We start from the raw sequence: 24,364 nt of genomic DNA, 5'->3' as shown, positions 1-24,364 counted from the left end.
AGGTGAGGAGGTGACGCGACATGGCCCAGCGTGAATGGGTCGAAAAGGACTTCTATAAGGAGCTGGGCGTCTCCTCTGACGCCAGTCCCGAAGAGATCAAACGTGCCTACCGCAAGCTGGCGCGCGATCTGCACCCGGACGCCAACCCCGACAACCCCGCCGCCGGCGAACGATTCAAAGCGGTCTCGGAGGCGCACAACGTCTTGTCGGATCCGGCCAAGCGCAAGGAATACGACGAGACCCGAAGGCTGTTCGCCGGCGGTGGTTTTGGCGGGCGCCGGTTCGACACCGGCGGGTTCGGGGGCTTCAACGTCGGCGGTGACGGCGCTGAATTCAACCTCAACGATCTGTTCGACGCCGCCGGCCGCAGCGGCGGCACCAACATCGGCGACCTGTTCGGCGGGTTGTTCGGGCGGGGTTCGGGTGCCCGTCCCAGCCGGCCGCGCCGCGGCAACGACCTCGAGACCGAAACCCAGCTGGATTTCGTCGAGGCCGCCAAGGGTGTGGCGATGCCGTTGCGGCTGACCAGTCCGGCGCCGTGCACCAACTGCCACGGCAGTGGCGCGCGGCCGGGCACCAGCCCGAAAGTTTGTCCCACCTGCAACGGTTCCGGGGTGATCAACCGCAACCAGGGCGCGTTCGGCTTCTCCGAACCCTGCACCGATTGCCGGGGCAGCGGCTCGATCATCGAGCACCCCTGCGACGAGTGCAAGGGCACCGGCGTCACCACCCGCACCCGCACCATCAACGTGCGGATCCCGCCTGGCGTGGAGGACGGGCAGCGCATCCGGCTGCCCGGCCAGGGTGAAGCCGGGTTGCGCGGTGCGCCGTCGGGTGACTTGTACGTGACCGTGCATGTGCGCCCGGACAAGGTGTTCGGCCGCGACGGCGACGACCTCACCGTGACCGTTCCGGTCAGCTTCACCGAGTTGGCTTTGGGCTCAACCATTTCGGTTCCCACGCTGGACGGCAAGGTCGGGGTTCGGGTGCCCAAGGGCACCGCCGACGGACGCATCCTGCGGGTGCGCGGACGGGGCGTGCCCAAGCGCAGCGGCGGTAATGGCGACTTGCTGGTGACTGTAAAGGTCGCCGTACCACCGAATCTGGAGGGTGCCGCCCAGGAGGCGCTGGAGGCGTACGCCGCCGCCGAGCGTTCCAGTGGCTTCGACCCCCGGGCCGGATGGGCGGGTAACCGCTGATGGCCAAGAATCGCAAAGAGGATGCGCGGACCTTTCTGATCTCGGTGGCCGCCGAGCTGGCCGGCATGCACGCCCAGACGCTGCGCACCTACGACCGCCTCGGCCTGGTCAGCCCGCGCCGGACTTCCGGTGGGGGACGGCGGTATTCGGAGCACGACGTCAACCTGCTGCGCGAGGTGCAACGGCTCTCCCAGGACGAGGGGGTCAACCTCGCCGGCATCAAGCGCATCATCGAGCTGACCAACCAAGTCGATGCGCTGCAGGCCCGGATCAAGGAGTTGACCGAGGAACTGGCGCAGACGCGTGCCAGCCAGCGCCGCGATCTGGCGGTGGTGCCCAAGAGCACCGCCGTGGTGGTGTGGCAGCCGCGCCGGGGACGCTAGGCCAGCCGAAGGGAAAACTGCGTGACCGCCGGTTCGCCCGGCCGCGCGCATCGGTAGCCGCCGCGGCGCAGCGCGTCGGTCGGTGCGGTCATCGGCTCAAAGCACACGATCGCCTTCGCGGGGTCCTCGGCCGGTGGCGCGAAAATCTGCGCCGCCGGATAGCCGTACTCGAAATGCACCTCGATGCGGCGTCCGCCGCCGGACACCGCGAACACCGCGCCTTCGGCCACCTCGTCGTAGGCATCGTCGAAAGACTTGTCGCCCAGCGCCTCTCGCCGCGCCGGCTCCGGCTCGGAGTCGCCGGTCGGCAGCCCGCTGCCGTCGAGGCCCAGATGCCGCAACGGCGGCGTCTCGATGATCCACTCGGACCGCGGCACGTCGGGCAGCTGCAGGTAGGGATGAAACCCGAAGCACAGCGGCACCACGCGGTCACCGGTCGCGATGACCGTCGTCCGCACCGTCAGCGTCCGGTCGGCCAGCCGCACCGCCAGCGTCAGCAGATGCGGGTACGGGAAGCTGGCCAGTAATCGGGGATCCGCACCGAAATCCAGGTCAGCGGTCAACTCGTGGGCGGTCTCGGCTGTCGTCCGCCATCCCGGGTAGGCGGCCAGGACACCGTGGATGGGCAGCCCGTTGGGGTCGGCGCGCACCCCGTTTTCTCCCGGCGTCAGGGTCACCGTGACGTCCCGCGCGGTATAGGTGTTCCCGCCCAACCGATTTGCCCAGGGATACAGAATCGGGATCCCCATCGTCTTGCCATCCGAGATATAGGCGTCCAGGCCGCGGCGCTGGCCCAGCAACTCGACACCGGCGTCGCGCAGCGACGTGCCGATCATCCCCGCCTCGGGGACGAACTGCGCGACCACCGGCGATGAAGGATCGCGCAGGGTGACGACGTGCATGGTTACCTCCATAGCGGGTCATGCTGAATGCGTTCGGGCGGAGTCCCTTTGGCGATCAGGGCGGCCTTGGTGGCCTCGACCATCGCCGGCCCGCCGCAGACCAGGATCTGCCGGTCGCCCCACCCGCCGTACTTGGTCACCACCTCGGGCAGCCGGCCGATCTGGTGCACGTGCAGGCCTCGCGGTGGCGTCACGTCGGGATAGTCGACGGCCCACGACGGGTCGGCGTTGTATTCCGAGACCGGCGATACCGACAACCACGGATTGTGCGAGGCGATCTGCCACAGCGTCGGCAGGTCGTAGAGTTCGCAGCGGTACCGGGCGCCGAAGAAAAGATGGATCCGCGGGTTGACCGCGTACCGGCACAGGTCCATGATCAGCGCCCGCAGCGGTGCCAGACCCGTGCTGCCGACGACCATCAGCACGTCGCCGCCGTCCCGGTCGACCCGTAGGCCGCCATGCGGGCTGGACAGCCGCCACCGGTCGCCGATGCGGGTTTCGTTGACGATTGCGGTGCTGACCAAGCCGCCGGGGACCAACCGGACGTGAAACTCGATCCCGCCGCCCGGGTCGGCCGGGATGGCCGGACTCAAATACCGCCAGCGGCGCGGGCATTGGGGCACATGGACGTTGACGTACTGGCCGGCGTGGTAGTCCATCGGCTGATCGAGCTGCAGCCGCACCACCGCCAGATCCCGGGACACCCGCATGTGCTCGATGACGGTGCCGTCCCACCAGGCGGGTCCCTCGTCGGCGTCCGCGGCGCCGCTCATCACCCCGGTGATCAGGTTCAGCGACTCCCGGGCCGCCTCGTCGACCGCACCCGTCCAGGCCGCACCCAAGTGGGCACGCAGCGTTGTGAACAACGCTCTCCGCAGCGTCTCGTAATGGTGCGGCAGCACACCGTATTTGCGATGATCGCGGCCGAGTTGGGCCAGGAAAGCCACCGGCTCCCGGGCGCGCCGCGCGACCAGCTCGCCGTACACCCAGTGCAACGCGTGGCCGAAAGCGATCCGCTGGGCGCTCATTTCGGGCGGGAACAGGTCGCGCACGGAGCCGTCGAGGGCGAACCACTGGGTGTAGAAGCGATGGACGAGTTCCCCGGAATCGACCGGGCCCGAGCCGTCGGGTGCGAAGGCAGCGCGCAGCACCCGCAGCGCTTCGACGTCCTCCAGGCTCACGGGCCCCGATTCTAGGCTCGGCAGCCGGCGAATCAGCCTTGCCGGACGATGTTGGCCGTCCCGGCGTTCGCGATCTTGGGTGAACCCCAGTGATAGAGAACGACGTTGCCGGTCCCGGACGCGCTCACCGCATCGGTGCTGTCGACCGCGACGTGATTGCCGCTGCCAGAGACGCTGACGCTGGTGCAGTGCCCGGTCAGGGTGATGGTGTTCTGCTTCCCACTCACCGACAGATAGCCGTCGTGACAAAGAAGCGTCTTGGTCGCACCGGTCCCGCTGACCTGCAACGTGCCGGACTCCGGAACCGTCGAGGGATCGTCGCCGCCGAGGTCCGTGTGCGACCCGACGGCAACCAGGCCCGCAAGCGCGAGTCCGGCGGCCACGGCGGCGAGCCAGAGGATCCGGGGAACGCGGCGCCGGGGCTTGGAGAGGTCGGCGCCGGCCTGGTTGGGGTACTGCGTCGTCTGCGTCATCGATAGGGGGGTACCCCGTACGCCGGATCGCCCAAAACTCGATAGGGTTGAGCGGAACAGACTCAACCTTGACGGCGTTGAACTACCGGACGAGCATTTTTCCCAACCTTTGGAACCGAACGGAGGTCGTCGTGGACGCTTTCAACCCGACCACCAAAACCCAGGCGGCGCTGACCTCGGCGCTGCAGGCGGCGTCGGCCGCCGGCAACCCCGAAATCCGGCCCGCGCACCTGCTGATGGCCCTGCTGACCCAGGCGGACGGGATCGCGGGGCCGCTGTTGGAGGCTGTCGGCGTCCAGCCCGCGACCATTCGCACCGAGGCGGAGCGCCTGGTGGAAAGGCTGCCCCAGACCAGCGGCGCCAGCTCGCAGCCCCAGCTGTCGCGCGAATCGCTGGCCGCCATCACCACCGCACAGCAACTGGCCACCGAGATGGACGACGAGTACGTCTCGACCGAGCACCTGCTGGTCGGCCTGGCCACCGGGGATTCCGACGTGGCCAAGCTGCTGACCGGCCACGGCGCGTCGCCGCAGGCCCTGCGGGACGGCTTCGTCAAGGTCCGCGGCAGCGCCCGAGTCACCAGCCCCGAGCCCGAGGCCACCTATCAGGCGCTGGAGAAGTACTCCACCGACCTGACGGCACGCGCCCGCGAAGGCAAACTCGACCCGGTCATCGGCAGGGACAACGAGATCCGCCGCGTCGTGCAGGTGCTGTCGCGCCGCACCAAGAACAACCCGGTGCTCATCGGTGAGCCCGGCGTCGGCAAGACCGCGATCGTGGAGGGCCTGGCCCAGCGCATCGTCGCCGGCGACGTGCCCGAGAGCCTGCGCGACAAGACCGTCATCAGCCTGGACATGGGCTCGATGGTGGCCGGCGCCAAGTACCGCGGCGAGTTCGAGGAGCGGCTCAAGGCCGTCCTCGACGACATCAAGAACTCCGCCGGGCAGATCATCACGTTCATCGACGAGCTGCACACCATCGTCGGCGCCGGCGCGACCGGCGAGGGCGCCATGGACGCCGGCAACATGATCAAACCGATGCTGGCCCGTGGCGAGCTGCGGCTGGTCGGCGCGACCACGCTCGACGAATACCGCAAGTACATCGAGAAGGACGCCGCGCTGGAGCGGCGCTTCCAGCAGGTGCTGGTCGGAGAGCCGTCGGTGGAGGACACCGTCGGCATCCTGCGCGGGCTCAAGGACCGCTACGAGGTGCACCACGGTGTGCGCATCACCGACTCGGCGCTGGTCGCCGCGGCGACGCTGTCCGACCGCTACATCACCGCCCGCTTCCTGCCGGACAAGGCCATCGACCTGGTCGACGAGGCCGCGTCGCGCCTGAAGATGGAGATCGACTCGCGGCCCGTCGAGATCGACGAGGTCGAGCGCCTGGTGCGCCGCCTCGAGATCGAGGAGATGGCGCTGGCCAAGGAGGAGGACGAGGCGTCCAAGGAGCGGCTGGAGAAGCTGCGCTCCGAGCTGGCCGACCAGAAGGAGAAGCTGGCCGAGCTCACCACGAGGTGGCAGAACGAGAAGAGCGCGATCGACGTCGTCCGTGAACTCAAGGAGCAGCTGGACACGCTGCGCGGCGAGTCCGAGCGCGCCGAGCGCGACGGCGACCTGGCCAAGGCCGCCGAGCTGCGCTACGGGCGCATCCCCGAGGTCGAGAAGAAGCTCGACGCCGCCCTGCCGCACGCCGAGGCCCGCGACAACGTGATGCTCAAGGAGGAGGTTGGTCCCGACGACATCGCCGACGTGGTGTCAGCCTGGACGGGGATCCCCGCCGGGCGCATGCTCGAGGGCGAAACCGCCAAGCTGCTGCGCATGGAGGACGAGCTGGGCAAGCGCGTCATCGGCCAGAAGAGGGCGGTGACCGCGGTGTCCGATGCGGTGCGCCGTTCCCGGGCCGGTGTTGCCGACCCGAACCGGCCGACAGGGTCGTTCATGTTCCTGGGCCCGACCGGTGTCGGTAAGACCGAGCTGGCAAAGGCGCTGGCGGAGTTCCTGTTCGACGACGAACGCGCGATGGTCCGCATCGACATGAGCGAATACGGCGAGAAGCACTCGGTGGCACGCCTCGTCGGCGCCCCGCCCGGGTACATCGGCTACGACCAGGGCGGCCAGCTGACCGAGGCGGTCCGGCGGCGTCCCTACACGGTGATCCTGTTCGACGAGATCGAGAAGGCGCACCCGGACGTGTTCGACGTGCTGCTGCAGGTGCTCGACGAGGGCCGGCTCACCGACGGGCAGGGCCGCACGGTCGACTTCCGCAACACCATCCTGATCCTGACGTCCAACCTGGGGTCGGGTGGCAGCGAGGAGCAGGTGATGGCCGCGGTGCGCTCGGCATTCAAGCCCGAGTTCATCAACCGGCTCGACGACGTGATCATCTTCCACGGCCTCGAGCCCGGCGAGCTGGTATCGATCGTCGACATCCAGCTGGCCCAGCTGCAGAAGCGGCTGGCACAGCGTCGCCTCATCTTGGAGGTGTCGCTGCCGGCCAAGCAGTGGCTGGCGCAGCGCGGGTTCGACCCGGTCTACGGCGCCCGGCCGCTGCGCCGCCTCGTGCAGCAGGCCATCGGCGACCAGCTGGCGAAGCTGTTGCTGGCCGGCGACGTGCACGACGGCGACACCGTCCCGGTGAACGTCAGCCCCGACGGCGACTCGCTGATCCTGGGCTAGTGACGATCGCGAGCGCGGCGTAGCCGGGCGAAGCGGGTCGTCACCATCGGGCTAGCACGATCGCGAGCGCGGCGTAGCCGGGCGAAGCGGGTCGTCACCATCGGGCTAGCACGATCGCGAGCGCGGCGTAGCCGGGCGAAGCGGGTCGTCACCGTCGGGCTAGCACGATCGCGAGCGCGGCGTAGCCGGGCGAAGCGGGTCGTCACCATCGGGCTAGCACGATCGCCGGCGCCGAACGTGCACTCACGGTGGAAACCGAGCGATTTCTTCGCACTGAGCGCACGTTCGGCACGTCAGCCCCGGACGCCGGCTCGCCGATCCTGGGCCAGCCAGCTGTGATTGGGTTGTGACCTGGTCGCCTTCTGTGTTCCGGGCCAATAGCAGATACCCTGTTTTGGATGGTCCCCCTCTGGTTCACGCTCTCCGCGCTGTGCTTTGTCGGCGCGGGGGTGTTGCTGTACGTCGACATCGATCGGCGGCGCGGGCGCAGCAGGCGCCGCAAGTCGTGGGCGCGATCGCACGGCTTCGACTACGAGCGTGAATCGACCGACATCCTCAAGCGCTGGAAGCGCGGTGTGATGTCGACGGTGGGCGATGTCACCGCCCAGAACGTGGTGCTGGGTCAGATCCGTGGCGAGGCCGTCTACATCTTCGACCTCGAAGAGGTCGCGACGGTTATCGCACTGCACCGCAAGGTGGGCACCAACGTCGTGGTGGACCTGCGACTCAAGGGACTCAAAGAGCCACGGGAGAGCGACATTTGGCTGTTGGGCGCGATCGGGCCGCGGATGGTCTACTCCACCAATCTGGACGCCGCCCGCCGGGCCTGCGACCGCCGCATGGTCACCTTCGCGCACACCGCACCGGACAGCGCCGAGATCATGTGGAACGAGCAGAACTGGACGCTGGTCGCCATGCCGATTACCAGCACCCGCACCCAGTGGGACGAGGGTCTGCGCACCGTACGTCAGTTCAACGACCTGTTGCGGGTGCTGCCGCCGCTGCCCGACGAGGCCCCGCAGGAAACCGGGGCGCCGTCGGGACCGCGCAACGCCTCGCCCAGCCGGCCCTTGGCGCCCGCGGGCCGAGCCGAGCTGCCGCCTCGACGCCCGCAGCAGGATGTGGCGGGGCTGATGGGCCCCGATCTTCAGCCGGGTCGCCGCGCCGCCGAGCCGCTGCGCCGGGAGCAGCCGCCACCCGAAGGGCGCCCGGAGACCATCCGTCGTCCACCGCCCTCGGGGCGCAACGGCCACCAGGCCAGCAACTATCAGCTCTGACGGCGGCGCCGGGTAGCGCAGGACCCGGTGCAGCCGCCGTCATTAAGATGTCGCTCATGCCTCGCCCCGTCGCCCTGATCACCGGGCCCACGTCGGGAATCGGCGCCGGATTCGCGCGACGCTATGCCAGCGACGGCTACGACCTGGTACTGGTCGCCCGCGACGTCGACCGCCTGACCCGGCTGTCGGCCGAGTTGCAGGAACACGCCGGTGCCGTCGAGATCCTGCCCGCCGACCTGGCCGATCCCGCCGGCCGCCAGCGGGTCTGCAACCGGCTCGCCGCCGGGGGTGTGCGCGTCCTGGTGAACAACGCCGGCTTCGGCACCTCCGGCGACTTCTGGTCCGCCGACCCCGCGCTGCTGCAGTCCCAGCTCGACGTCAACGTCACCGCGGTCATGCACCTGACCCGGGCGGCCCTGCCGGCCATGCTCGAGGCCGGCAGGGGCACCGTCATCAACATCGCCAGCGTCGCAGGGCTGGTGCCCGGGCGCGGGTCGACCTATTCGGCGTCCAAGGCCTGGGTGATCTCGTTCAGCGAGGGCCTGGCCGTCGGCCTGCAGGGCACCGGGGTTTCCGTGCACGCGGTGTGCCCGGGCTACGTGCACACCGAATTTCACGACCGCGCCGGGATCGACATGGCCAAGTCGCCGTCGTTCATGTGGCTCGAGGTCGACGACGTCGTCAACCAGAGCCTGGCCGATGTCGCCCGCGGCAAGGTGATCAGCATTCCGGGCCTGCAGTACAAGGCGATCATCGCCGCCGAGCGCCTGATGCCGCGGACCCTGATGCGAGCGGTCACCAAACGAATCGGGAGCGGCCGTGGCCGGACCTGACCTCGAAGAGCTGGCGGAGCTGGTGCGGCGGCTGTCGGTGGTGCACGGGCGGGTCACGCTGTCCTCGGGCAAGGAGGCCGACTACTACGTCGACCTGCGCCGGGCCACCCTGCACCACCGCGCCTCGGCGCTGATCGGCACGCTGATGCGGGAACTGACCAGCGACTGGGACTACGACGTGGTCGGCGGCCTGACGCTGGGCGCTGACCCGGTGGCCACCGCCGTCATGCACGCGCCGGGCCGCCCCATCGACGCCTTCGTCGTGCGTAAGTCGGCGAAAACCCATGGGCTGCAACGTCTTATCGAAGGATCAGAGGTCTCCGGCAAGCGGGTGCTGGTCGTCGAGGACACCAGTACCACCGGCAATTCGGCGCTGACCGCGGTGCGCGCCGTCCAGGGGGCCGGCGGCGAAGTGGTGGGGGTGGCCACCGTGGTGGACCGCGCCACCGGCGCCGCCGAGGCCATCGAGGCCGAGGGGCTGCCGTACCGGAGTGTGCTCGGTCTCGCCGATCTGGGGCTGAGCTAGTTGCCGGCGAGTCCTCGTATGCACCCGTTGTCACATCGGCCGCAGGAATCCCTGGTGCGGGCGATGTTCGTCGTGCCCGCCTCTCAGCGACAAGAACGTCGCAGCGCGGGGGCGCCCGAGTTGTCGCTGAAAGGCGGGCAATTCGTCCCTCCCTTCGGCCAGGGGCTGCCGTGCCGGATGTGGTCGGTGTGGCAGGGGAGTCCCGGCCCGGCCGCGAGCCGCTGAACTATGCGCACATTCCTTGCGATAGCAGCCTGTGTGGCGCTGTGCCTGGCCGGCTGCTCGTCCCCGAACCAACCCGTGCGTCCCTACGGCGCCCAGGGCGCGCGGCTCGGCGAGTCGCTGGCCTTGCTTGGCTGGAACATGTCGGTGTCGAATCTGCGCTGGGACGGCGACTTTGTGCTGGTCGACGTCGATGCGAGCCCAACCTCGGCCAAGGATCCGCACGCCAAACCCGAGGACATCCGCTTCGGGCTCTACGGCGCGCTGGCCCATCCGATGGAGACCGCGGGCCTGGGCAGCTGCGACAGCGCGAAGGCCAGCGTCCGGGACATCCCCGCGCCGCTCTCGGCGCCGCGCGACCGGCTCACCGGCACGGTTTGCCTTGGGCCGCTGAACGATCGAAGTCAGGCGCGCGGTGTCTACGTCTACTCGCCGCGCGACCGGATCCCGGACAGCTCGTCGGCCTACCCGGTCGCCTTCCCGGTGGGTCTGCTGCCGACCAACGCCAACGACAGCGGCGGCCTGGCGGTCAAGACCGCCAGCCTGTCGGCATGGCGGGCCGACGGCATCCCGGTGACCAAGATGCAGCTGGGGGATCCGGGAGCGTTCACCGGCAACGGCTACATGCTGCTGGGGCTGGAAGCCACCGCCATCGCGGCCCGCTATCGCGACGAGTCCGCCAAGCGCGGCGGCCCGATGATGCTGCTGGCGTCGCCGACCCTGCCCGCCCCGGGATTGAACCCGGCCTGCGCGGCGTACGGGTCGTCGGTGCTGATCCTGCCCGACGCCTCACTGGACGCAGTGCACGTCAACGCGTCGCTGTGCACCCAGGGCGAGATCAACGACGCGTTGCTCTACGCCACGCTGGCGATCGACGGTACGCACGCCGGGGTGTGGACGCAGCGATGAGCGGGCCCGGGCCCACCGAATGGGCGGTGACGCCGCCGGCCGGCGTCGGGCCGTGGCCGGGCGAGTTGCCCGACGATCCGCGGTATGACCCAGTCCTGTTGCGCGAGGGCGACACTCGCAATGTCGTCGACGCCTACCGGTACTGGACGCGGGAGGCGATCATCGCCGACATCGACCGGCGTCGGCACCCCCTGCACGTGGCGATCGAAAACTTCGGGCACGACGCCAACATCGGTTCGGTGGTGCGCACCGCCAACGCCTTCGCGGTGCATACCGTGCACATCGTGGGGCGGCGGCGGTGGAATCGCCGCGGCGCCATGGTGACCGACCGCTATCAGCGGCTGTGCCACCACGACAGCACCGCCGAACTGCTGGACTTCGCGGCGGATGCCGGGCTGACCGTGGTCGCCGTGGACAACGTCCCGGGCGCGGCGCGCCTGGAACGGGCCGCGCTGCCTCGCGAGTGCCTGCTGGTGTTCGGTCAGGAGGGCCCCGGCATCACCGACGACACCCGCGCCGGCGCGCGGCTGACGGTGTCGATCGCGCAGTTCGGCTCGACGCGCAGCATCAACGCCGGCGTCGCCGCCGGGATCGCCATGCACGCCTGGGTCCAGCAGCACGCCGATCTGTCCCGCGCTTGGTAGCCAGCGGCCGTCTCGCACTGCGTGTCGCCGCCCCGAGTGCACACTCGGAGGCGTCGAGGCCACCGGCGTGGGGCAGGATCGACAGGTATGGATCAGCTCTGGGCCAACCGCGCGGCCAGCAGCGAAGCCGCCGTCACGCAACGACACCTGAAGCGGCTGTGGGGGCTGCCCGCGACCCAGCTGGGCGTGGTGGCCTGGCCGCCCACGCGGCGCGACCGCTGGTTCGGCACCTGGCACTACTGGTGGCAGGCGCATCTGCTGGACTGCCTGGTCGACGCCCAGGCGCGCGACCCGCGGCCGCACCGGCATGCCGAGATCAACCGGCAGGTCCGCTCGCACCGGCTGCGCAACAACTTCTCGTGGATCAACAGCTACTACGACGACATGGCCTGGCTGGCGCTGGCGCTGGAACGGGCCGCCCGGATCACCGGCGTCGAGCGCCGGCGCGCGTTGCCCAAGCTCGCCAACCAATTCCTCAGGGCATGGGTGCCTGAGGACGGCGGCGGCATCCCGTGGCGCAAGTCCGACCAGTTCTTCAACGCCCCCGCCAACGGGCCGGCGGGAATCTTCCTCGCGCGCTACGGGGACCATATGCGGCGCGCCCAGCAGATGGCCGACTGGATCGACGAGACCCTGATCGACCCGGAGACGCACCTGGTGTTCGACGGCATCAAAGCCGGCTCGCTGGTGCGCGCGCAGTACACCTACTGCCAGGGCGTGGTGCTCGGGCTGGAGACGGAACTTGCGGCACGCACCCATGACGATCGGCACGCTCCCCGGGTGCACCGGCTGGTCGCGGCCGTGCACGAACACATGGCCCCGGCGGGCGTGCTGGCCGGCGCCGGCGGCGGGGACGGCGGCCTGTTCGCCGGGGTGACCGCCCGCTACCTGGCGCTGGTGGCCACCGCCCTGCCGGGGGAGGGGGCCGACGACGTGCTGGCCCGCGACACCGCCCGGCAGATCGTGCTGGCCAGTGCGAAGTCGGCCTGGGACAACAGGCAGACGGTGGACGGGCTGCCGGTGTTCGGCCCGTTCTGGGACCGCGACGCCCAGCTTCCCACCGCGGGCGGCAAAGAGGCGGAGTTCGTCGAGGGCGCGGTGATGGCTTCCGAGGTGGCCGAACGGGACCTGTCGGTGCAGCTGTCGGGGTGGATGCTCATGGAGGCCGCCTGTAACGTCTCCGTCGAGTCGCCGCACGAGAACAGGAGCGCCCTGTGAGCAATAAGGTCCACCACGACGCAGAGTCGGCTCTGCACGGCCTGCTGAAGGACGGCATCACCATCGCCGCCGGCGGCTTCGGCCTGTGCGGCATCCCGGAGAAGCTGATCCAGGCTCTGGTCGACAGCGGCGTCAAGGACCTCACCATCGTCGGAAACAACGCCGGCGTAGACGATTTCGGCATGGGACTGCTGCTCAAGGGGCGGCAGGTGAAGAAGGTGGTCGCCTCCTACGTCGGGGAGAACAAGGAGTTCGAGCGCCAGGTGCTGGCCGGGGAGCTGGACCTGGTGCTGACGCCGCAGGGCACGCTCGCGGAGAAGTTGCGCGCCGGCGGCGCGGGCATTCCCGGCTTCTACACCCGCACGGCCTTCGGCACCAACCTCGCCGAGGGCAAGGACACCAGGGTCTTCGACGGCACCGAATACGTTCTGGAAGAAGGCATTCGGGCCGACGTGGCGATCGTCAAGGCGTGGAAGGGTGACACCGCCGGCAACCTCGTCTACCGCAAGACGGCGCGCAACTTCAATCCCATGATCGCCACCTGCGGCGCGATCACCGTGGCAGAGGTGGAGGAGCTGGTCGAGGTCGGCGAGCTGGACCCCGACCTGATCCACACCCCTGGCATTTACGTGGACCGCATCATCGCCGGCACCGGCTACGAGAAGCGCATCGAGTTCCGCACCACCAGCGGCGGTGCCGCGCTGAAGAACGACAGCCCCATCCGCGAGCGGATGGCCCAGCGCGCCGCCCAGGAGTTGCGCGACGGCTATTACGTGAACCTGGGCATCGGCATCCCGACGCTGGTGGCCAACTTCATTCCCGACGGCATCAAGGTCACGCTGCAATCGGAGAACGGCCTGCTCGGCATCGGGGCCTACCCGAGCGAGGACACCGTCGATCCCGACCTGATCAACGCGGGCAAGCAGACCATCACCAGCCTGCCCGGGTCCAGCTTCTTCAGCAGCGCCGATTCCTTCGCGATGATCCGCGGCGGCCACATCGACCTGTCCATCCTGGGCGCCCTGGAGGTCGCCGAGAACGGCGACCTGGCCAACTGGATGGTGCCGGGCAAGATGGTCAAGGGGCCGGGCGGCGCAATGGATCTCGTGTCGGGCGTCAAGCGCGTGATCGTGCTGATGGACCACACCGCCAAGGACGGCAGTCCGAAGATCCTCAGCCGGTGCACGCTGCCGCTGACCGGCAAGAACGTCGTCGACATGATCATCACCAACCTGTGCGTCTTCGACGTCGAGCCGGGACGGGGACTGACGCTCACCGAGCTGCAGCCCGGGGTGACGGTCGAGGAGGTCCGCGCCAAGACCGGCTGCGACTTCAACGTCGCGGTCTGACCCGGCGACTCGGCTACTCGGTGGCCGGCAGCCGCTCGGGTTCCTTGTCGGGCTCGGCCGCCTGGTGCCGGCGTCCCCGAGAGCTCCGCCAGGCCGCGATCAACGCCGGCATCAGCGAGACGACCAGGATCACCAGCAGGATCTTCTGCAGGTTGTGGTGCACGAACGGCACGTTGCCCAGGAAGTAGCCCGCCAGCGTCACGCCGCCGCCCCAGAGGATGCCGCCGACGATGTCGAAGCCCAAGAACACCGGGTAGCGCATGTAGGACACCCCGGCGACCGGCGGGACGAACGTCCGCACGAACGGCGCGAACCGCGCCAGGATGATCGCCCAGGGCCCGTACTTCTCGAAGAACGCGTGCGACTCGGTCACGTAGTGCTTCTTGAAGAACCGGGAGTCTTCCTTCTTGAACAGCGCCGGGCCGATCCGCCGGCCGATGAAATACCCGGTCTGATCGCCCAGAATCGCCACGGTGGCGACGGCGGGGGCCAGCACCCAGATGCTGGCCGGTGGGTTCGGGTGGGCGGCCAGCAGCCCGCCGGTGAACAGCAGCGATTCGCCGGGCAGCAACGGAAACAGCAGCCCGGTCTCGATGAAGACGATGACCAGGATGCCGGGCAGCACCGCGGACCCGAAGACGCCATCGGCGCCCAACCAATACATCGGGTCGAAGATGTGGGGCAGGGCCGTCACGGCGGTGCTCATGATTGCTCAACATACCGGCGAAACGACGCTGGCCCGCACAAAGCCCGGACTAACTCGCGCCCCGGTCCGCCGGGTAGCTGCCGACCACGCATCCGTGGTTGGGTAGGAGCAGCCGTCAGGAGGTGTCTGATGCCCATCGCCACGCCCGAGGTCTACGCCGAAATGCTGCGGCGCGCCAAGGAAGGCACGTATGCCTTCCCGGCGATCAACTGCACCTCGTCGGAGACGGTGAACGCGGCCATCAAAGGCTTCGCCGATGCCGGCAGCGACGGGATCATCCAGTTCTCCACCGGGGGCGCCGAATTCGCGTCGGGGCTGGGTGTCAAGGACATGGTGGCCGGCGCGGTGGCACTGGCCGAGTTCACCCGTTGCATTGCGGACAGGTACCCGATCAACGTCGCGCTACACACCGACCACTGCCCCAAGGACAAGCTGGACACCTATGTCCGCCCGCTGCTGGCGATCTCGGCCGAACGCGTGGCGGCGGGTCAGGATCCGCTGTTCGGGTCGCACATGTGGGACGGTTCGGCCGTGCCGATCGACGAGAACCTGGTGATCGCGCGGGAGCTGCTCAAGGAGGCGGCGGCCGCCAAGATCGTCCTCGAGATCGAGATCGGCGTGGTGGGCGGCGAGGAGGACGGCGTCGCCCACGAGATCAACGACAAGCTGTACACCACGCCGGAGGACTTCGAGAAGACCGTCGACGCGCTGGGCCACGGGGAGCACGGCAAGTATCTGCTGGCCGCGACGTTCGGCAACGTGCACGGCGTCTACAAGCCCGGCAATGTCAAGCTCCGCCCCGACATCCTGGCCCAGGGCCAGAAGGTGGCGGCGGCCAAACTCGGCCTCGGCGATGACGCCAAGCCGTTCGACTTCGTCTTCCACGGCGGCTCGGGATCGGCGACGTCGGAGATCGAGGAGGCGCTGCGCTACGGCGTGGTGAAGATGAACGTCGACACCGACACCCAGTACGCGTTCACCCGCCCGATCGCCGGCCACATGTTCGGCAACTACGACGGCGTGCTCAAGGTCGACGGCGAGGTCGGCGTCAAGAAGGTCTACGACCCGCGCAGCTACCTCAAGAAGGCCGAGGCGTCGATGTCCGAGCGGGTGGTCCAGGCCTGCACCGACCTGCACTGCGCCGGAAAGTCCTTGAGCGCCTAAGCTACCCGCTGGGTGACTGGCAGATCTTCCACTGCTTGTCGCGGTATTGCAGGTCGAGGCTTCGGGTCGAGCGGACCTGCGGGTCGTAGGCCATGAAGGTGGTTACGTCAGCCTTGGCATGCTGTCCGTCAACGGCAATATGGTCGATGCTGCCGATGACCGGATACTGCTTAGCCGCCAACACCCGTTGGTAGGTCGCCTGCCACGAGTGCTCGTCGTACTGCATGTAGCCATCATGGGTCGCGCCGCACGTGATGTTCCGGAGGATTGTCAGGTCACCCGTCTTCACGGCGGAATCGTAGGACTGAATGGTTGCACGGACTCGGTCGTCTTGCGCCGTCACGCGGGGGCTGTCCGCCGGCCCACGGCGGGTCAACAAGAGGATGGAAACCAGCGCAATCACCGCCAAGACCACTGCCCCGATCGAGATGGGCCTGAGCACCCTACGTCTGCGCGCAGAGTTTTCTCGAACTTGGCCGAGGCTGGACTCTTTTCGGGTGGGAGTGAACGACTGGGCTCGTGGTGTTGGGCATGTCGGGCGGGCGGCCCGGGTGTCACCGCGCAGGGCGGCGGCGAAGTCCCGGCAGCTCGCGAACCGAGCGGACGGTTCTTTGGCCAGTGCCCGCGACATGACCACATCCAGATGGGCAAGGTCTGGACGTGCGGCACCCAATTGTGGCGGCGCCGCACTGAGATGGCGCCCAATGACGACAGCCGGATTCGGATGATTGAAAAGTGTTTCACCGCACAGCAGTTGATAAGCCGTAGCCGCCAGCGCGTATTGGTCGGCGCGGCCATCGATTTCCGAACCCGTTAGCTGTTCCGGTGCGGCGTAGGCGACGGTGCCAACGACCATGTTGGTCGCGGTCAGCCCGCTAATGTCGCTGATCCTTCGAGCGATGCCAAAATCCGCCAATGTGATCCGTCGATCACCACTCCCGCCGCTGCCGATGAGGATGTTGGCCGGTTTGACGTCGCGATGCAAGAGGCCGCGTTCGTGCGCGTAATCCAACGCGCCCGCGACAGCCCCCACGATCTCAATTGCCTGATCGTGGGGAAATCCCGTCCGATAATGCTGTCTGATCAGTTGCGCGGCATCTGCCCCGTCCACGTAATCCATCGAGATCCACAGCTGCCCGTCGTGCTCGCCTTGGTCGTGGATCGCGACGACGTGCGGATGCGACAGTGAGGCGGCGAGATCGGCCTCCCGGTTGAATCTCTCTCGAAACTCAGGGTCGGCGGATATTTCCCCGGGAAGGATCTTCAGAGCCTCCAGCCGTGGCAGCCGGGGATGGTTCACCAGGTATACCTCGCCCATACCCCCCGAACCCAACAACCGAACCACGGTGAAACCGGCAAACATCTCCCCCGTGCCCAACGGCATAGCGCACATCCTAGTTGGAACGTTGCAGACCGCATTGCTTCGCCGAAACCCGGTCGCCGCGTGTGAATCCCACTATCAATACGCGCTCGTTAACGGGTTAGCCGCTCGGGGACTGACAGACCTTCCACTGTTCGTCGCGGTACTGCAGATCCAGGCTGCGGGTGGAGCGCAGCTGCGGGTCGTAGGCCATGAACGAGGTGACGTTGGCCTCGGCGTGCTGACCGTTGACCGCCACCTGATCGATGCTGGCGATCACCGGATACTGCTTGGCCGCCGACACCCGACGATAGGTCTCGTCCCACGCATGCTCGTCGTAGTCGGCGTAGCCGTCGCGGGTGGTGCCGCAGGTGATGGTGCGCAGCGTGGTCAGGTCACCCCGCTGGATCGCGACGTCGAAGTTCGCGATGGTGTGCCGAACCTGGTCTTCCTGCGAGACATTCGTGTGTTTGCCCCGGGTGAGCAGCACCGTGCCCAGGATCGCGATCGCCGCCAGCGCCAGCACGATCACCACCACGGCCAAGATCCAGCCCCAGTTGAATTGCCGGGAGGTGCGCAGCTTCCCGCCGAGTCGAGGTGGGATCGATTGTGGCACAGCGGGTTTGGGTGAGACCCCGAACTGTGTGGTGCCGTCCGGCCCGGGCGGTGTCGCGAAGACCTCGGTGGCGGGTTCCGGGGTGGTGGAGATGATTGCGGTCTCTTTGGCGTCGAAGCCCGGCGCGGTGAAGCGACGCTCGCGCTGCGGCTCGTCCGGTATCTCCTGCGGGCCGCTTCGCGGGTCGGGTCTGTTGATCACCACGGTCTCGGTCTCGGAGTCGCTGGGGACCAGGGGGACGCTCTCGGTGGCGTCGTCGCCGCTTTGGAAGCCGGACTCGGCACCCCACTCGTCGCTCGGTTCGGTGCGAGACTCGCGTGGGTCGAACCCGGGCCGTTGCGGCGTGCCGCCGCGTCCGGGTTCGGATGGGTTGGGCATGAGTACTACTGTCCTCCCGCTTCGTGGGGTAGTTGCAGAGCTTAGCGACCGTGTACCCGACTCGGGGCGATGGCCGAGGTGCGTCACACGGGCAAAACGGGCGAGCTGCAGAATAGAGCCATGACGCCGATGGGAGATCTTCTAGGGCCCGACCCGATCCTGCTGCCCGGAGATACCGATGCCGAGGCGGAACTGCTCGCCGGTGAGAACCCCGGCATCGTCGCCGCCGCGCACCCGACGGCGTCGGTGGCCTGGGCGGCGCTGGCCGAGCGGGCACTGGCCGACGACCAGGCCATCACCGCCTACGCCTATGCCCGCACCGGCTACCACCGCGGCCTGGACCAGCTGCGCAGAAACGGCTGGAAGGGCTTCGGCCCGGTGCCCTACGCGCACGAACCCAACCGCGGCTTCCTGCGGTGTGTGGCGGCGCTGGCGCGCGCCGCCGACACGATCGGCGAAACCGACGAGCACGCGCGGTGCCTGGACCTGCTCGACGACTGCGACCCCGCGGCGCGCAACGAGCTCGGGCTTTGACTTAGAAGCTGTCCGAACAAGCGCTGTCGTCGGGGCAGTCGATCTGGATCGTGGCGTGCTCCAGCCCGCGAGCCGACAACACCGCACGCGCGTCATGCAGCACCCGGGCGGAGTCGCCGGCGCTGATCAGGTGTGCGGTGCACATGTCCTTGCCCGGTGACAGGGTCCACACGTGCAGGTCGTGCACGTCGGTCACCCCGTCGACGGCGCCCAGCGCGGAGCGCAGTTCCGCCACGTCGATGTGGGTGGGTGACGCTTCGGCGAGGATGCGCAGCGCGTCGCGGGCCAGCGAGACGGCCCGCGGCAGCACCCAGAAGGCGACCAGCACGGCCACCACCACGTCGGCGTAGGGCCAGTGCGTCGTCACGGTGACCACCCCGGCGATCAGGACGCCCAGGCTGCTGACGCTGTCGGCCACGACCTCCATGTAGGCGCCCTTGACGGCCAGGCTCCCTGACGAATGCGAGCGCAGCAGCAATGCGACCGCGACGTTCGTCAGCAGGCCGACCAGCGCGACGACGATCATGGGCACACCAGGCACCGACGGGGCTTCCTGCAGCCGCCGGATCGCCTCGGAGAGGATGAACACCGCGACCCCGATCAGCAGCGCGGCGTTGGCGACTGCGGTGAACACCTCGGCGCGGTGCCAGCCGTAGGTGCGACCAGGCGATGAGCTGCCGCGCCGGGCCAGCGTCACGGCGCCCAGCCCCATGAACACCGCGACGACGTCGGTCAGCATGTGCCCCGCGTCGGCCAGCAACGCCATCGAGTTGATCAGCAACGACGTGGTCAGCTCCACGGCGAAGAACGCCGCGAGAATCGCCGCGGCCATGATCATGCGCGGGATCAGCCGGGCGGCGTCCGTCTCGGCGGGGGTGTGGTTGTGGCCTGCGCCCATGCCGGGAAATATATGCGTATCGACGCATATATGGCAAGGGTCAGAACCAGCGGCTCCAGAAGCGGGTCAGCACGTTGCCCGCTCCGGCCAACCAGTGCGGCACACCGGAGAAGTCGACCAACCAGTACACGACCCCGAAGAACCACTGGTTGAGCACCGGTGCCAGGAGCAAGAACAACAGGATGACGAAGCCCCACTGCTTGGCCGGCGCCAGCGCGCGCTGAGTCTCGGAACTCAGATGCGGTTCCAGGGCGTCGTATCCGTCCAGGCCCGGGATGGGCAGCAGATTCAGCAACACGGCGGTCAGCTGGAGGAACGCCAGGAACGCCACCCCGGCCCACAGCACCGCGTGCGCCGGGTCGAAGAACAACCGCGTCGCCGCCAGCAGCAGCACCGCCAGCACGAGGTTGGCCGTCGGGCCGGCCAGGCTGACCATGGTGCGCCGGGCGGGTGTCATGAACCAGGTGCGCACGTAGACCGCCGCGCCGGGCAGGCCGATCCCGCCCAGCAGGATGATCACCATCGGCAGCAGCAGCGACAGCGCGGGATGGCTGTAGCGGCGCGGATCCAGCGTCAGGTATCCGCGCACGGCGGCGTCGTGGTCGCCGAACCGCCAGGCGGTCACCGCGTGCCCGAATTCGTGTAGGCATAGCGACACCAGCCAGCCGGAGATCACGAAGATGAACACCCCGGCGTAGGCCAGCGGCCGCGTGCTGATCCCGGCCGACCAGGCCAGCGCGGCACCGACGCCCGTCAACCCGATCAGGCCCAGGAAGATCGGGCTGGGACGTACCGATTCGTGCTGGGAGGCGCGGAAGCTCACCGGTCGAAACTAGCGGACCAGCAGCCAGCCTTCGATGTTGCGGTAGAACGCCGAGCGGCGGGCGGCGCGCGGGGCGGGAACGCCGTCACGCAGCACGGTGGCACCCGTGCTGCCCAGTTGGGCGGCGCGGCCGGTGACCCACCGGGGCCAGAGGCGGCCCAGCCCACGGCCGTCGACCGCCGCCCGCAGGCCCGGCGCGGTTAGCGTCGGCTCGATCCACACGCCGGTGACGTCGCCGTCGAACAACGTCGTGTCGTCGACCACCGCCTCACCGTGAATGAACCGCGCGTCCTCCGGCGGGAGCCAGCCGGCCCGCCCGACGATCGCCGACCCGGTCTCGTCGCGGATCAGCGTCACCCGCCGCGCCGAGCCCCGCCTGGCCCGCCGTGCCGCCCGGCTTCCGGCCGGCAGGCGGTAGATCCGGGTGGCCCGGGTGCGGCGGCGCGGCACGTAGGCCACCTCGATGTCGAGCCGCTCGGCGCGCAACAGCCGGGTCAGCACCGTGCCCAGCTCGGCGTCGGCGCCCAGCACGACCAGCCGCCGGTATGGGCCGATCGCAGCATCGATGTCGGTTTCGCTGACGACCCGGTGGGCGGGCATGCCCCGCAACGTTCGATAGGCGGGCCGTTTGCCGAACAGAAGGATTGCGGCGGCTCGATCTTCCTGCGTCACAGTCTATCCAATCAAGAAGTCTCCAAAGCCCTTGTCTTCCAGCAGCTCTGGTCCGGTCGATGGTTAGACACGAACTTCGACATCGAAAGACCTTGCCATAACGACACAGTCACAACATGGTGTCGACTGCGAAAGTTGTTGCACCACTGCTGGGAAACAACCGGATACTTTACTCCTGCCACAGGGCCGACGTTGCGCGGAATCCCGCCACGAGTGGTTGAGAGAACGGAGAACGACCATTCGCCGACTCACCGCCATCTTGTCAACCGCGCGAACCGCACTGTTCGTGTCGGATGCCGGCCCCACGCGCGTCCGTTGCTGACGAAGCAACTCGGCCGCGCCTGCGCCGTGGTGCTTTCGATTGTCCTGCTGTGCAATGGATCTGCGACAGCCTCGGCGGACGAATCGATCGTGATCGACTTGGTGCGACACGGGCAATCGGTGGCCAATGCGGCGGGATTGATCGACACGGCGGTGCCCGGAGCTGTACTCACCCAGCTGGGTCAGCAACAGGCGCAGACCGTCGCCGGCGTTCTCGCGGCGAAGGGCCCGGTCGCCGCGATCTTCGCGTCGCAGTTGATCAGGACGCAGCAGACCGCGGCCCCGTTGGCTTCCGCGTTGGGGATGAACGTGCAGGCTTTGCCGGGCCTCAACGAGATCGACGCCGGCGCTTTCAACGGCCAGCCGCAGTTCAGCCTCGCCGGGCTCGCATACCTGCTGGGCCCGGTGGCGTGGCTGCTCGGGCTGCGCATCGTGCCGATGCTGGCTCCGGGTTCCACCGATGCCAACGGGTTCGAGTTCCGCAGGCGTTTCAACGGTGCGCTCCAAACCATGTACGGCAGTGCCGCGACCAACGCCGCCGGCTTCGGTGACGTGCTCCAGACGATGTATGCCAGCGCCGTTGCCAACCCGGTGCGCGCCGCGAACGGCAGGGTCACCGAGGTGGCGTTCTCCAGCGAATTCGCCATCGGCGTCGGGACGATGATGAGCGTCAAGAATCCCGATCCGTTGCTCCTGCTTTTCGACCCGCTGCCCAATACCGGCATCGTCGTGATCGAGGGCAGCCCCCACGATGGCTGGACGCTAATCAGCTGGAACGGGAAACCCGTGCATCCGGGCTGGTCGGCCTCGAAGAAGGGCCATGTGGCCAACGGCCTGTGCCTGATGCTGGACGCATCCACCAGGACGGGTGTGTGCGCGGCCAAGCCGCCCGCGACGGCGAGTGCTCCGGTCGCGGCGCCGTACGGGTGAGGTCGCGGCACCCGGCGCCCGCCGAACACCACCACCGCCGCGTCGGCGACGTTGGTGCCCGCCTTCACCGGCTGTGTCATGCCTGTCTCGCCGGCTCCTGGCTTAAGCTGATTTGCCCGGCTCCTCAGCTGGCCACCGGCGCCCCGCGTGGTCGCCAGGCTAGGGTGGGTCACCGGCTGGACCACAATACGCAGGCGAGATCAGGTGGGAGCGTGTCATGCCGGCAATCGTCCTCATCGGCGCCCAATGGGGCGACGAGGGCAAGGGTAAGGCCACCGATCTGCTCGGTGGCCGCGTGCAGTGGGTGGTGCGCTACCAGGGCGGCAACAACGCCGGGCACACCGTCGTCCTGCCCACCGGCGAGAACTTCGCGCTGCACCTGATCCCGTCGGGAGTGCTCACGCCCGGCGTCACCAACGTCATCGGCAACGGTGTGGTGGTCGACCCCGGCGTGCTGCTGGACGAGCTGAAGGGCCTCGAAGACCGCGGCGTGGACACCACCAAGCTGCTCATCTCCGCCGACGCCCACCTGCTGTTGCCCTACCACGTGGCCATCGACAAGGTCACCGAGCGCTACATGGGCAACAAGAAGATCGGCACCACCGGCCGCGGTATCGGCCCCTGCTACCAGGACAAGATCGCCCGCCAGGGGATCCGCGTCGCCGACGTACTCGACCCCGAGGTGCTGACCCACAAGGTCGAGGGTGCGCTGGAACTCAAGAACCAGATCCTGGTCAAGATCTACAACCGCAAGGCGCTGGACCCGCACCAGGTCGTCGAGTCCCTGCTGGAGCAGGCGGAGGGGTTCAGGCACCGCATCCGCGACACCCGGCGGCTGCTCAACGCCGCGCTCGAGACCGGCGAAACGGTACTGCTGGAGGGCTCACAGGGCACCCTGCTCGACGTCGACCACGGCACGTATCCCTATGTGACGTCGTCGAATCCGACGGCCGGCGGCGCGGCCGTCGGGTCCGGCATCGGCCCCACCCGCATCACCGCCGTGCTGGGGATCCTCAAGGCCTACACCACCCGCGTGGGCTCCGGCCCGTTCCCCACCGAGCTGTTCGACGAGAACGGCGAATACCTGTCCAAGACCGGCGGCGAATTCGGCGTCACCACCGGGCGGCGGCGCCGCTGCGGCTGGTTCGACGCCGTGATCGCCCGCTATGCCACCCGGGTCAACGGCATCACCGACTTCTTCCTGACCAAGCTCGACGTGCTGTCCAGCCTGGAAACGGTGCCGATCTGCGTCGGTTACCGCATCGACGGCGACCGCACCAACGACATGCCGATGACGCAAAGCGACCTGGCGCGCGCCGAACCCATTTACGAAGAGCTGCCCGGCTGGTGGGAGGACATCTCGCACGCACGGGAATTCGACGACCTGCCCGCCAAAGCGCGCGACTATGTGCTGCGGCTGGAAGAGCTTGCGGGAGCGCATATTTCATGCATCGGTGTGGGTCCCGGGCGTGAACAGACCATCGTCCGGCGCGACGTGCTGGCAGCCCGCCCGTGACGGATGCGGCCCAGGATCCCAAAGAACTCGACCCCGAATACGAACACCACGGCGGCTTCCCCGAATACGGGGTGGCCAGCCCCGGGCCCGGATTCGGGCGGTTCGTGGCGGCGATGCGCCGGCTGCAGGACCTCGCCGTGTCCGCCGACCCCGACGACGACGTGTGGGACGACGCGGCCGATCGTGTCGCGGCACTGACCGAGCTGCTGGGGCCGTCTCAGGCCGCCGAGGGTGCGGCGCCCGCGGGGCGCACTCCCGACCTGCCGGGCATGGGCAGTCTGCTGTTGCCGCCGTGGACGTTGACGCGATACCAGCCCGACGGCTGCGAAATGCGCGGCCGTTTCACCCGCTATCACGTCGGCGGCAACATGGCCGTGCACGGCGGCGTGCTGCCGCTGCTGTTCGACCACATGTTCGGGATGATCTCGCACGCCGCGAACCGGCCCATCAGCCGGACGGCGTTCCTGCACGTCGACTACCGCAAAATCACCCCGATCGACGTTCCGTTGGCGGTGCGCGGACGGGTCACCCGCACCGAGGGGCGCAAAGCGTTCGTGTCCGCCGAAATGGTCGACGCCGACGACGCGCTGCTGGCCGAGGCCAACGGCCTGATGGTGCAGTTACTCCCAGGCCAGCCCTGAGTTGGATGGCC

Annotated in this window: 24 protein-coding genes; 15 read left to right on the top strand and 9 right to left on the bottom strand. The window is 68.5% G+C overall.

Features of this window, described 5'->3' with window-relative positions; all coding sequences use genetic code 11:
• Positions 1–20: 20 nt before the first annotated feature.
• On the top strand, positions 21–1,199 hold the full coding sequence (dnaJ, locus tag G6N50_RS17360) for a molecular chaperone DnaJ (RefSeq protein ID WP_083098429.1): 1,179 nt from the start codon (positions 21–23) through the stop codon (positions 1,197–1,199).
• A complete protein-coding gene (locus G6N50_RS17355; RefSeq protein WP_083098428.1) occupies positions 1,199–1,582 on the top strand; it encodes a heat shock protein transcriptional repressor HspR in 384 nt (127 codons plus the stop codon). Before dnaJ ends, G6N50_RS17355 begins: the two co-directional genes overlap by 1 nt.
• On the opposite strand, the gene G6N50_RS17350 is transcribed toward G6N50_RS17355, so the two are convergent.
• Genes G6N50_RS17350 through G6N50_RS17340 form a run of 3 tightly spaced genes read right to left on the bottom strand, consistent with a single transcriptional unit; the run spans position 1,579 to position 4,138 of the window.
• Positions 1,579–2,484, bottom strand: a complete 906-nt coding sequence (locus tag G6N50_RS17350) for an aldose 1-epimerase (protein WP_083098427.1) — start codon at positions 2,482–2,484, stop codon at positions 1,579–1,581. The two genes, G6N50_RS17355 and G6N50_RS17350, sit on opposite strands and share 4 nt — an antisense overlap.
• Positions 2,485–2,486: 2 nt before the next feature.
• The gene (locus G6N50_RS17345) at positions 2,487–3,665 is read right to left on the bottom strand and encodes an FAD-binding oxidoreductase (protein WP_083098426.1); all 1,179 of its coding nucleotides are present in this window, start codon (positions 3,663–3,665) and stop codon (positions 2,487–2,489) included.
• Positions 3,666–3,697: 32 nt separating this feature from the next.
• On the bottom strand, positions 3,698–4,138 hold the full coding sequence (locus tag G6N50_RS17340) for a DUF3060 domain-containing protein (RefSeq protein WP_083098425.1): 441 nt from the start codon (positions 4,136–4,138) through the stop codon (positions 3,698–3,700).
• A gap of 131 nt (positions 4,139–4,269) precedes the next feature.
• Between G6N50_RS17340 and clpB the strand changes: the two genes are divergently transcribed.
• The 8 genes from clpB to G6N50_RS29740 all read left to right on the top strand — a co-directional run bounded on the left by clpB (position 4,270) and on the right by G6N50_RS29740 (position 13,794).
• Positions 4,270–6,816 carry an ATP-dependent chaperone ClpB gene (gene clpB, locus G6N50_RS17335; RefSeq protein ID WP_083098482.1) on the top strand — a complete coding sequence of 849 codons (2,547 nt, stop codon included), beginning with the start codon at positions 4,270–4,272 and terminating at the stop codon, positions 6,814–6,816.
• A 398-nt stretch (positions 6,817–7,214) separates the two neighbouring features.
• On the top strand, positions 7,215–8,093 hold the full coding sequence (ttfA, locus tag G6N50_RS17330) for a trehalose monomycolate transport factor TtfA (protein WP_083098422.1): 879 nt from the start codon (positions 7,215–7,217) through the stop codon (positions 8,091–8,093).
• 56 nt (positions 8,094–8,149) lie between these two features.
• On the top strand, positions 8,150–8,926 hold the full coding sequence (locus G6N50_RS17325) for an SDR family NAD(P)-dependent oxidoreductase (protein WP_083098480.1): 777 nt from the start codon (positions 8,150–8,152) through the stop codon (positions 8,924–8,926).
• Entirely contained in the window at positions 8,913–9,452 is a 540-nt protein-coding gene (pyrE, locus tag G6N50_RS17320) for an orotate phosphoribosyltransferase (RefSeq protein ID WP_083098420.1), read from the top strand. Before G6N50_RS17325 ends, pyrE begins: the two co-directional genes overlap by 14 nt.
• A 228-nt stretch (positions 9,453–9,680) precedes the next feature.
• Entirely contained in the window at positions 9,681–10,583 is a 903-nt protein-coding gene (locus tag G6N50_RS17315; protein WP_083098418.1) for a hypothetical protein, read from the top strand.
• Entirely contained in the window at positions 10,580–11,227 is a 648-nt protein-coding gene (locus G6N50_RS17310; RefSeq protein WP_083098416.1) for a TrmH family RNA methyltransferase, read from the top strand. The genes G6N50_RS17315 and G6N50_RS17310 overlap by 4 nt, the downstream gene beginning before the upstream one ends.
• A gap of 87 nt (positions 11,228–11,314) precedes the next feature.
• Positions 11,315–12,445: a glycoside hydrolase family 76 protein gene (locus G6N50_RS17305; protein WP_083098414.1), complete on the top strand. Its 1,131-nt coding sequence runs from the start codon at positions 11,315–11,317 to the stop codon at positions 12,443–12,445.
• Entirely contained in the window at positions 12,442–13,794 is a 1,353-nt protein-coding gene (locus tag G6N50_RS29740; protein ID WP_083098412.1) for a 3-oxoacid CoA-transferase, read from the top strand. Before G6N50_RS17305 ends, G6N50_RS29740 begins: the two co-directional genes overlap by 4 nt.
• A 13-nt stretch (positions 13,795–13,807) precedes the next feature.
• Here G6N50_RS29740 and G6N50_RS17295 read toward each other — a convergent pair whose 3' ends face one another.
• Positions 13,808–14,500 carry a DedA family protein gene (locus G6N50_RS17295; protein ID WP_083098410.1) on the bottom strand — a complete coding sequence of 231 codons (693 nt, stop codon included), beginning with the start codon at positions 14,498–14,500 and terminating at the stop codon, positions 13,808–13,810.
• A 129-nt stretch (positions 14,501–14,629) separates the two neighbouring features.
• Between G6N50_RS17295 and fbaA the strand changes: the two genes are divergently transcribed.
• The gene (gene fbaA / locus G6N50_RS17290) at positions 14,630–15,664 is read left to right on the top strand and encodes a class II fructose-bisphosphate aldolase (RefSeq protein ID WP_083098408.1); all 1,035 of its coding nucleotides are present in this window, start codon (positions 14,630–14,632) and stop codon (positions 15,662–15,664) included.
• 1 nt (position 15,665) lies between these two features.
• Here fbaA and G6N50_RS29735 read toward each other — a convergent pair whose 3' ends face one another.
• Both G6N50_RS29735 and G6N50_RS17280 read right to left on the bottom strand, forming a co-directional pair.
• On the bottom strand, positions 15,666–17,048 hold the full coding sequence (locus G6N50_RS29735; protein WP_083098407.1) for a serine/threonine-protein kinase: 1,383 nt from the start codon (positions 17,046–17,048) through the stop codon (positions 15,666–15,668).
• A 97-nt stretch (positions 17,049–17,145) separates the two neighbouring features.
• Positions 17,146–18,018, bottom strand: coding sequence for an Rv0361 family membrane protein (locus G6N50_RS17280; RefSeq protein ID WP_083098406.1), 873 nt, complete (start codon positions 18,016–18,018; stop codon positions 17,146–17,148).
• Between the two features lie 120 nt (positions 18,019–18,138).
• On the opposite strand from G6N50_RS17280, the gene G6N50_RS17275 reads away from it, so the two are divergent.
• On the top strand, positions 18,139–18,552 hold the full coding sequence (locus G6N50_RS17275) for a DUF3151 domain-containing protein (protein ID WP_083098478.1): 414 nt from the start codon (positions 18,139–18,141) through the stop codon (positions 18,550–18,552).
• Position 18,553: 1 nt separating this feature from the next.
• Here G6N50_RS17275 and G6N50_RS17270 read toward each other — a convergent pair whose 3' ends face one another.
• Genes G6N50_RS17270 through G6N50_RS17260 form a run of 3 tightly spaced genes read right to left on the bottom strand, consistent with a single transcriptional unit; the run spans position 18,554 to position 20,873 of the window.
• The gene (locus tag G6N50_RS17270; protein WP_083098405.1) at positions 18,554–19,450 is read right to left on the bottom strand and encodes a cation diffusion facilitator family transporter; all 897 of its coding nucleotides are present in this window, start codon (positions 19,448–19,450) and stop codon (positions 18,554–18,556) included.
• A gap of 40 nt (positions 19,451–19,490) precedes the next feature.
• Positions 19,491–20,273, bottom strand: a complete 783-nt coding sequence (locus tag G6N50_RS17265) for a site-2 protease family protein (RefSeq protein ID WP_083098404.1) — start codon at positions 20,271–20,273, stop codon at positions 19,491–19,493.
• Positions 20,274–20,282: 9 nt separating this feature from the next.
• The gene (locus G6N50_RS17260) at positions 20,283–20,873 is read right to left on the bottom strand and encodes a peptidase M50 (protein WP_232068768.1); all 591 of its coding nucleotides are present in this window, start codon (positions 20,871–20,873) and stop codon (positions 20,283–20,285) included.
• 420 nt (positions 20,874–21,293) lie between these two features.
• Between G6N50_RS17260 and G6N50_RS17255 the strand changes: the two genes are divergently transcribed.
• From G6N50_RS17255 to G6N50_RS17245, 3 genes are all read left to right on the top strand, one after another.
• Positions 21,294–22,196, top strand: a complete 903-nt coding sequence (locus G6N50_RS17255; RefSeq protein ID WP_142275717.1) for a histidine phosphatase family protein — start codon at positions 21,294–21,296, stop codon at positions 22,194–22,196.
• Positions 22,197–22,413: 217 nt separating this feature from the next.
• Positions 22,414–23,712, top strand: a complete 1,299-nt coding sequence (locus G6N50_RS17250) for an adenylosuccinate synthase (RefSeq protein ID WP_083098400.1) — start codon at positions 22,414–22,416, stop codon at positions 23,710–23,712.
• Positions 23,709–24,353: a PaaI family thioesterase gene (locus G6N50_RS17245; RefSeq protein ID WP_083098398.1), complete on the top strand. Its 645-nt coding sequence runs from the start codon at positions 23,709–23,711 to the stop codon at positions 24,351–24,353. Before G6N50_RS17250 ends, G6N50_RS17245 begins: the two co-directional genes overlap by 4 nt.
• The last annotated feature ends 11 nt before the right edge of the window (positions 24,354–24,364 follow it).

The organism is Mycobacterium mantenii, from assembly GCF_010731775.1.
Lineage (GTDB): Bacteria > Actinomycetota > Actinomycetes > Mycobacteriales > Mycobacteriaceae > Mycobacterium > Mycobacterium mantenii.
Note: the sequence above shows the minus strand (reverse complement) of the source record. Positions and strands in the feature narration are given on the sequence as shown.

Bases quoted from the DNA above. Each gene is read 5' to 3' on its own strand.
- dnaJ (WP_083098429.1), top strand. From the start codon at position 21: ATGGCCCAGCGTGAATGGGTCGAAAAGGACTTCTATAAGGAGCTGGGC.
- G6N50_RS17355 (WP_083098428.1), top strand. From the start codon at position 1,199: ATGGCCAAGAATCGCAAAGAGGATGCGCGGACCTTTCTGATCTCGGTG.
- G6N50_RS17350 (WP_083098427.1), bottom strand. From the start codon at position 2,484: ATGCACGTCGTCACCCTGCGCGATCCTTCATCGCCGGTGGTCGCGCAG.
- G6N50_RS17340 (WP_083098425.1), bottom strand. From the start codon at position 4,138: ATGACGCAGACGACGCAGTACCCCAACCAGGCCGGCGCCGACCTCTCC.
- ttfA (WP_083098422.1), top strand. From the start codon at position 7,215: ATGGTCCCCCTCTGGTTCACGCTCTCCGCGCTGTGCTTTGTCGGCGCG.
- G6N50_RS17325 (WP_083098480.1), top strand. From the start codon at position 8,150: ATGCCTCGCCCCGTCGCCCTGATCACCGGGCCCACGTCGGGAATCGGC.
- G6N50_RS17315 (WP_083098418.1), top strand. From the start codon at position 9,681: ATGCGCACATTCCTTGCGATAGCAGCCTGTGTGGCGCTGTGCCTGGCC.
- G6N50_RS17310 (WP_083098416.1), top strand. From the start codon at position 10,580: ATGAGCGGGCCCGGGCCCACCGAATGGGCGGTGACGCCGCCGGCCGGC.
- G6N50_RS17305 (WP_083098414.1), top strand. From the start codon at position 11,315: ATGGATCAGCTCTGGGCCAACCGCGCGGCCAGCAGCGAAGCCGCCGTC.
- G6N50_RS17295 (WP_083098410.1), bottom strand. From the start codon at position 14,500: ATGAGCACCGCCGTGACGGCCCTGCCCCACATCTTCGACCCGATGTAT.
- fbaA (WP_083098408.1), top strand. From the start codon at position 14,630: ATGCCCATCGCCACGCCCGAGGTCTACGCCGAAATGCTGCGGCGCGCC.
- G6N50_RS29735 (WP_083098407.1), bottom strand. From the start codon at position 17,048: ATGCCGTTGGGCACGGGGGAGATGTTTGCCGGTTTCACCGTGGTTCGG.
- G6N50_RS17280 (WP_083098406.1), bottom strand. From the start codon at position 18,018: ATGCCCAACCCATCCGAACCCGGACGCGGCGGCACGCCGCAACGGCCC.
- G6N50_RS17275 (WP_083098478.1), top strand. From the start codon at position 18,139: ATGACGCCGATGGGAGATCTTCTAGGGCCCGACCCGATCCTGCTGCCC.
- G6N50_RS17270 (WP_083098405.1), bottom strand. From the start codon at position 19,450: ATGGGCGCAGGCCACAACCACACCCCCGCCGAGACGGACGCCGCCCGG.
- G6N50_RS17260 (WP_232068768.1), bottom strand. From the start codon at position 20,873: ATGCCCGCCCACCGGGTCGTCAGCGAAACCGACATCGATGCTGCGATC.
- G6N50_RS17250 (WP_083098400.1), top strand. From the start codon at position 22,414: ATGCCGGCAATCGTCCTCATCGGCGCCCAATGGGGCGACGAGGGCAAG.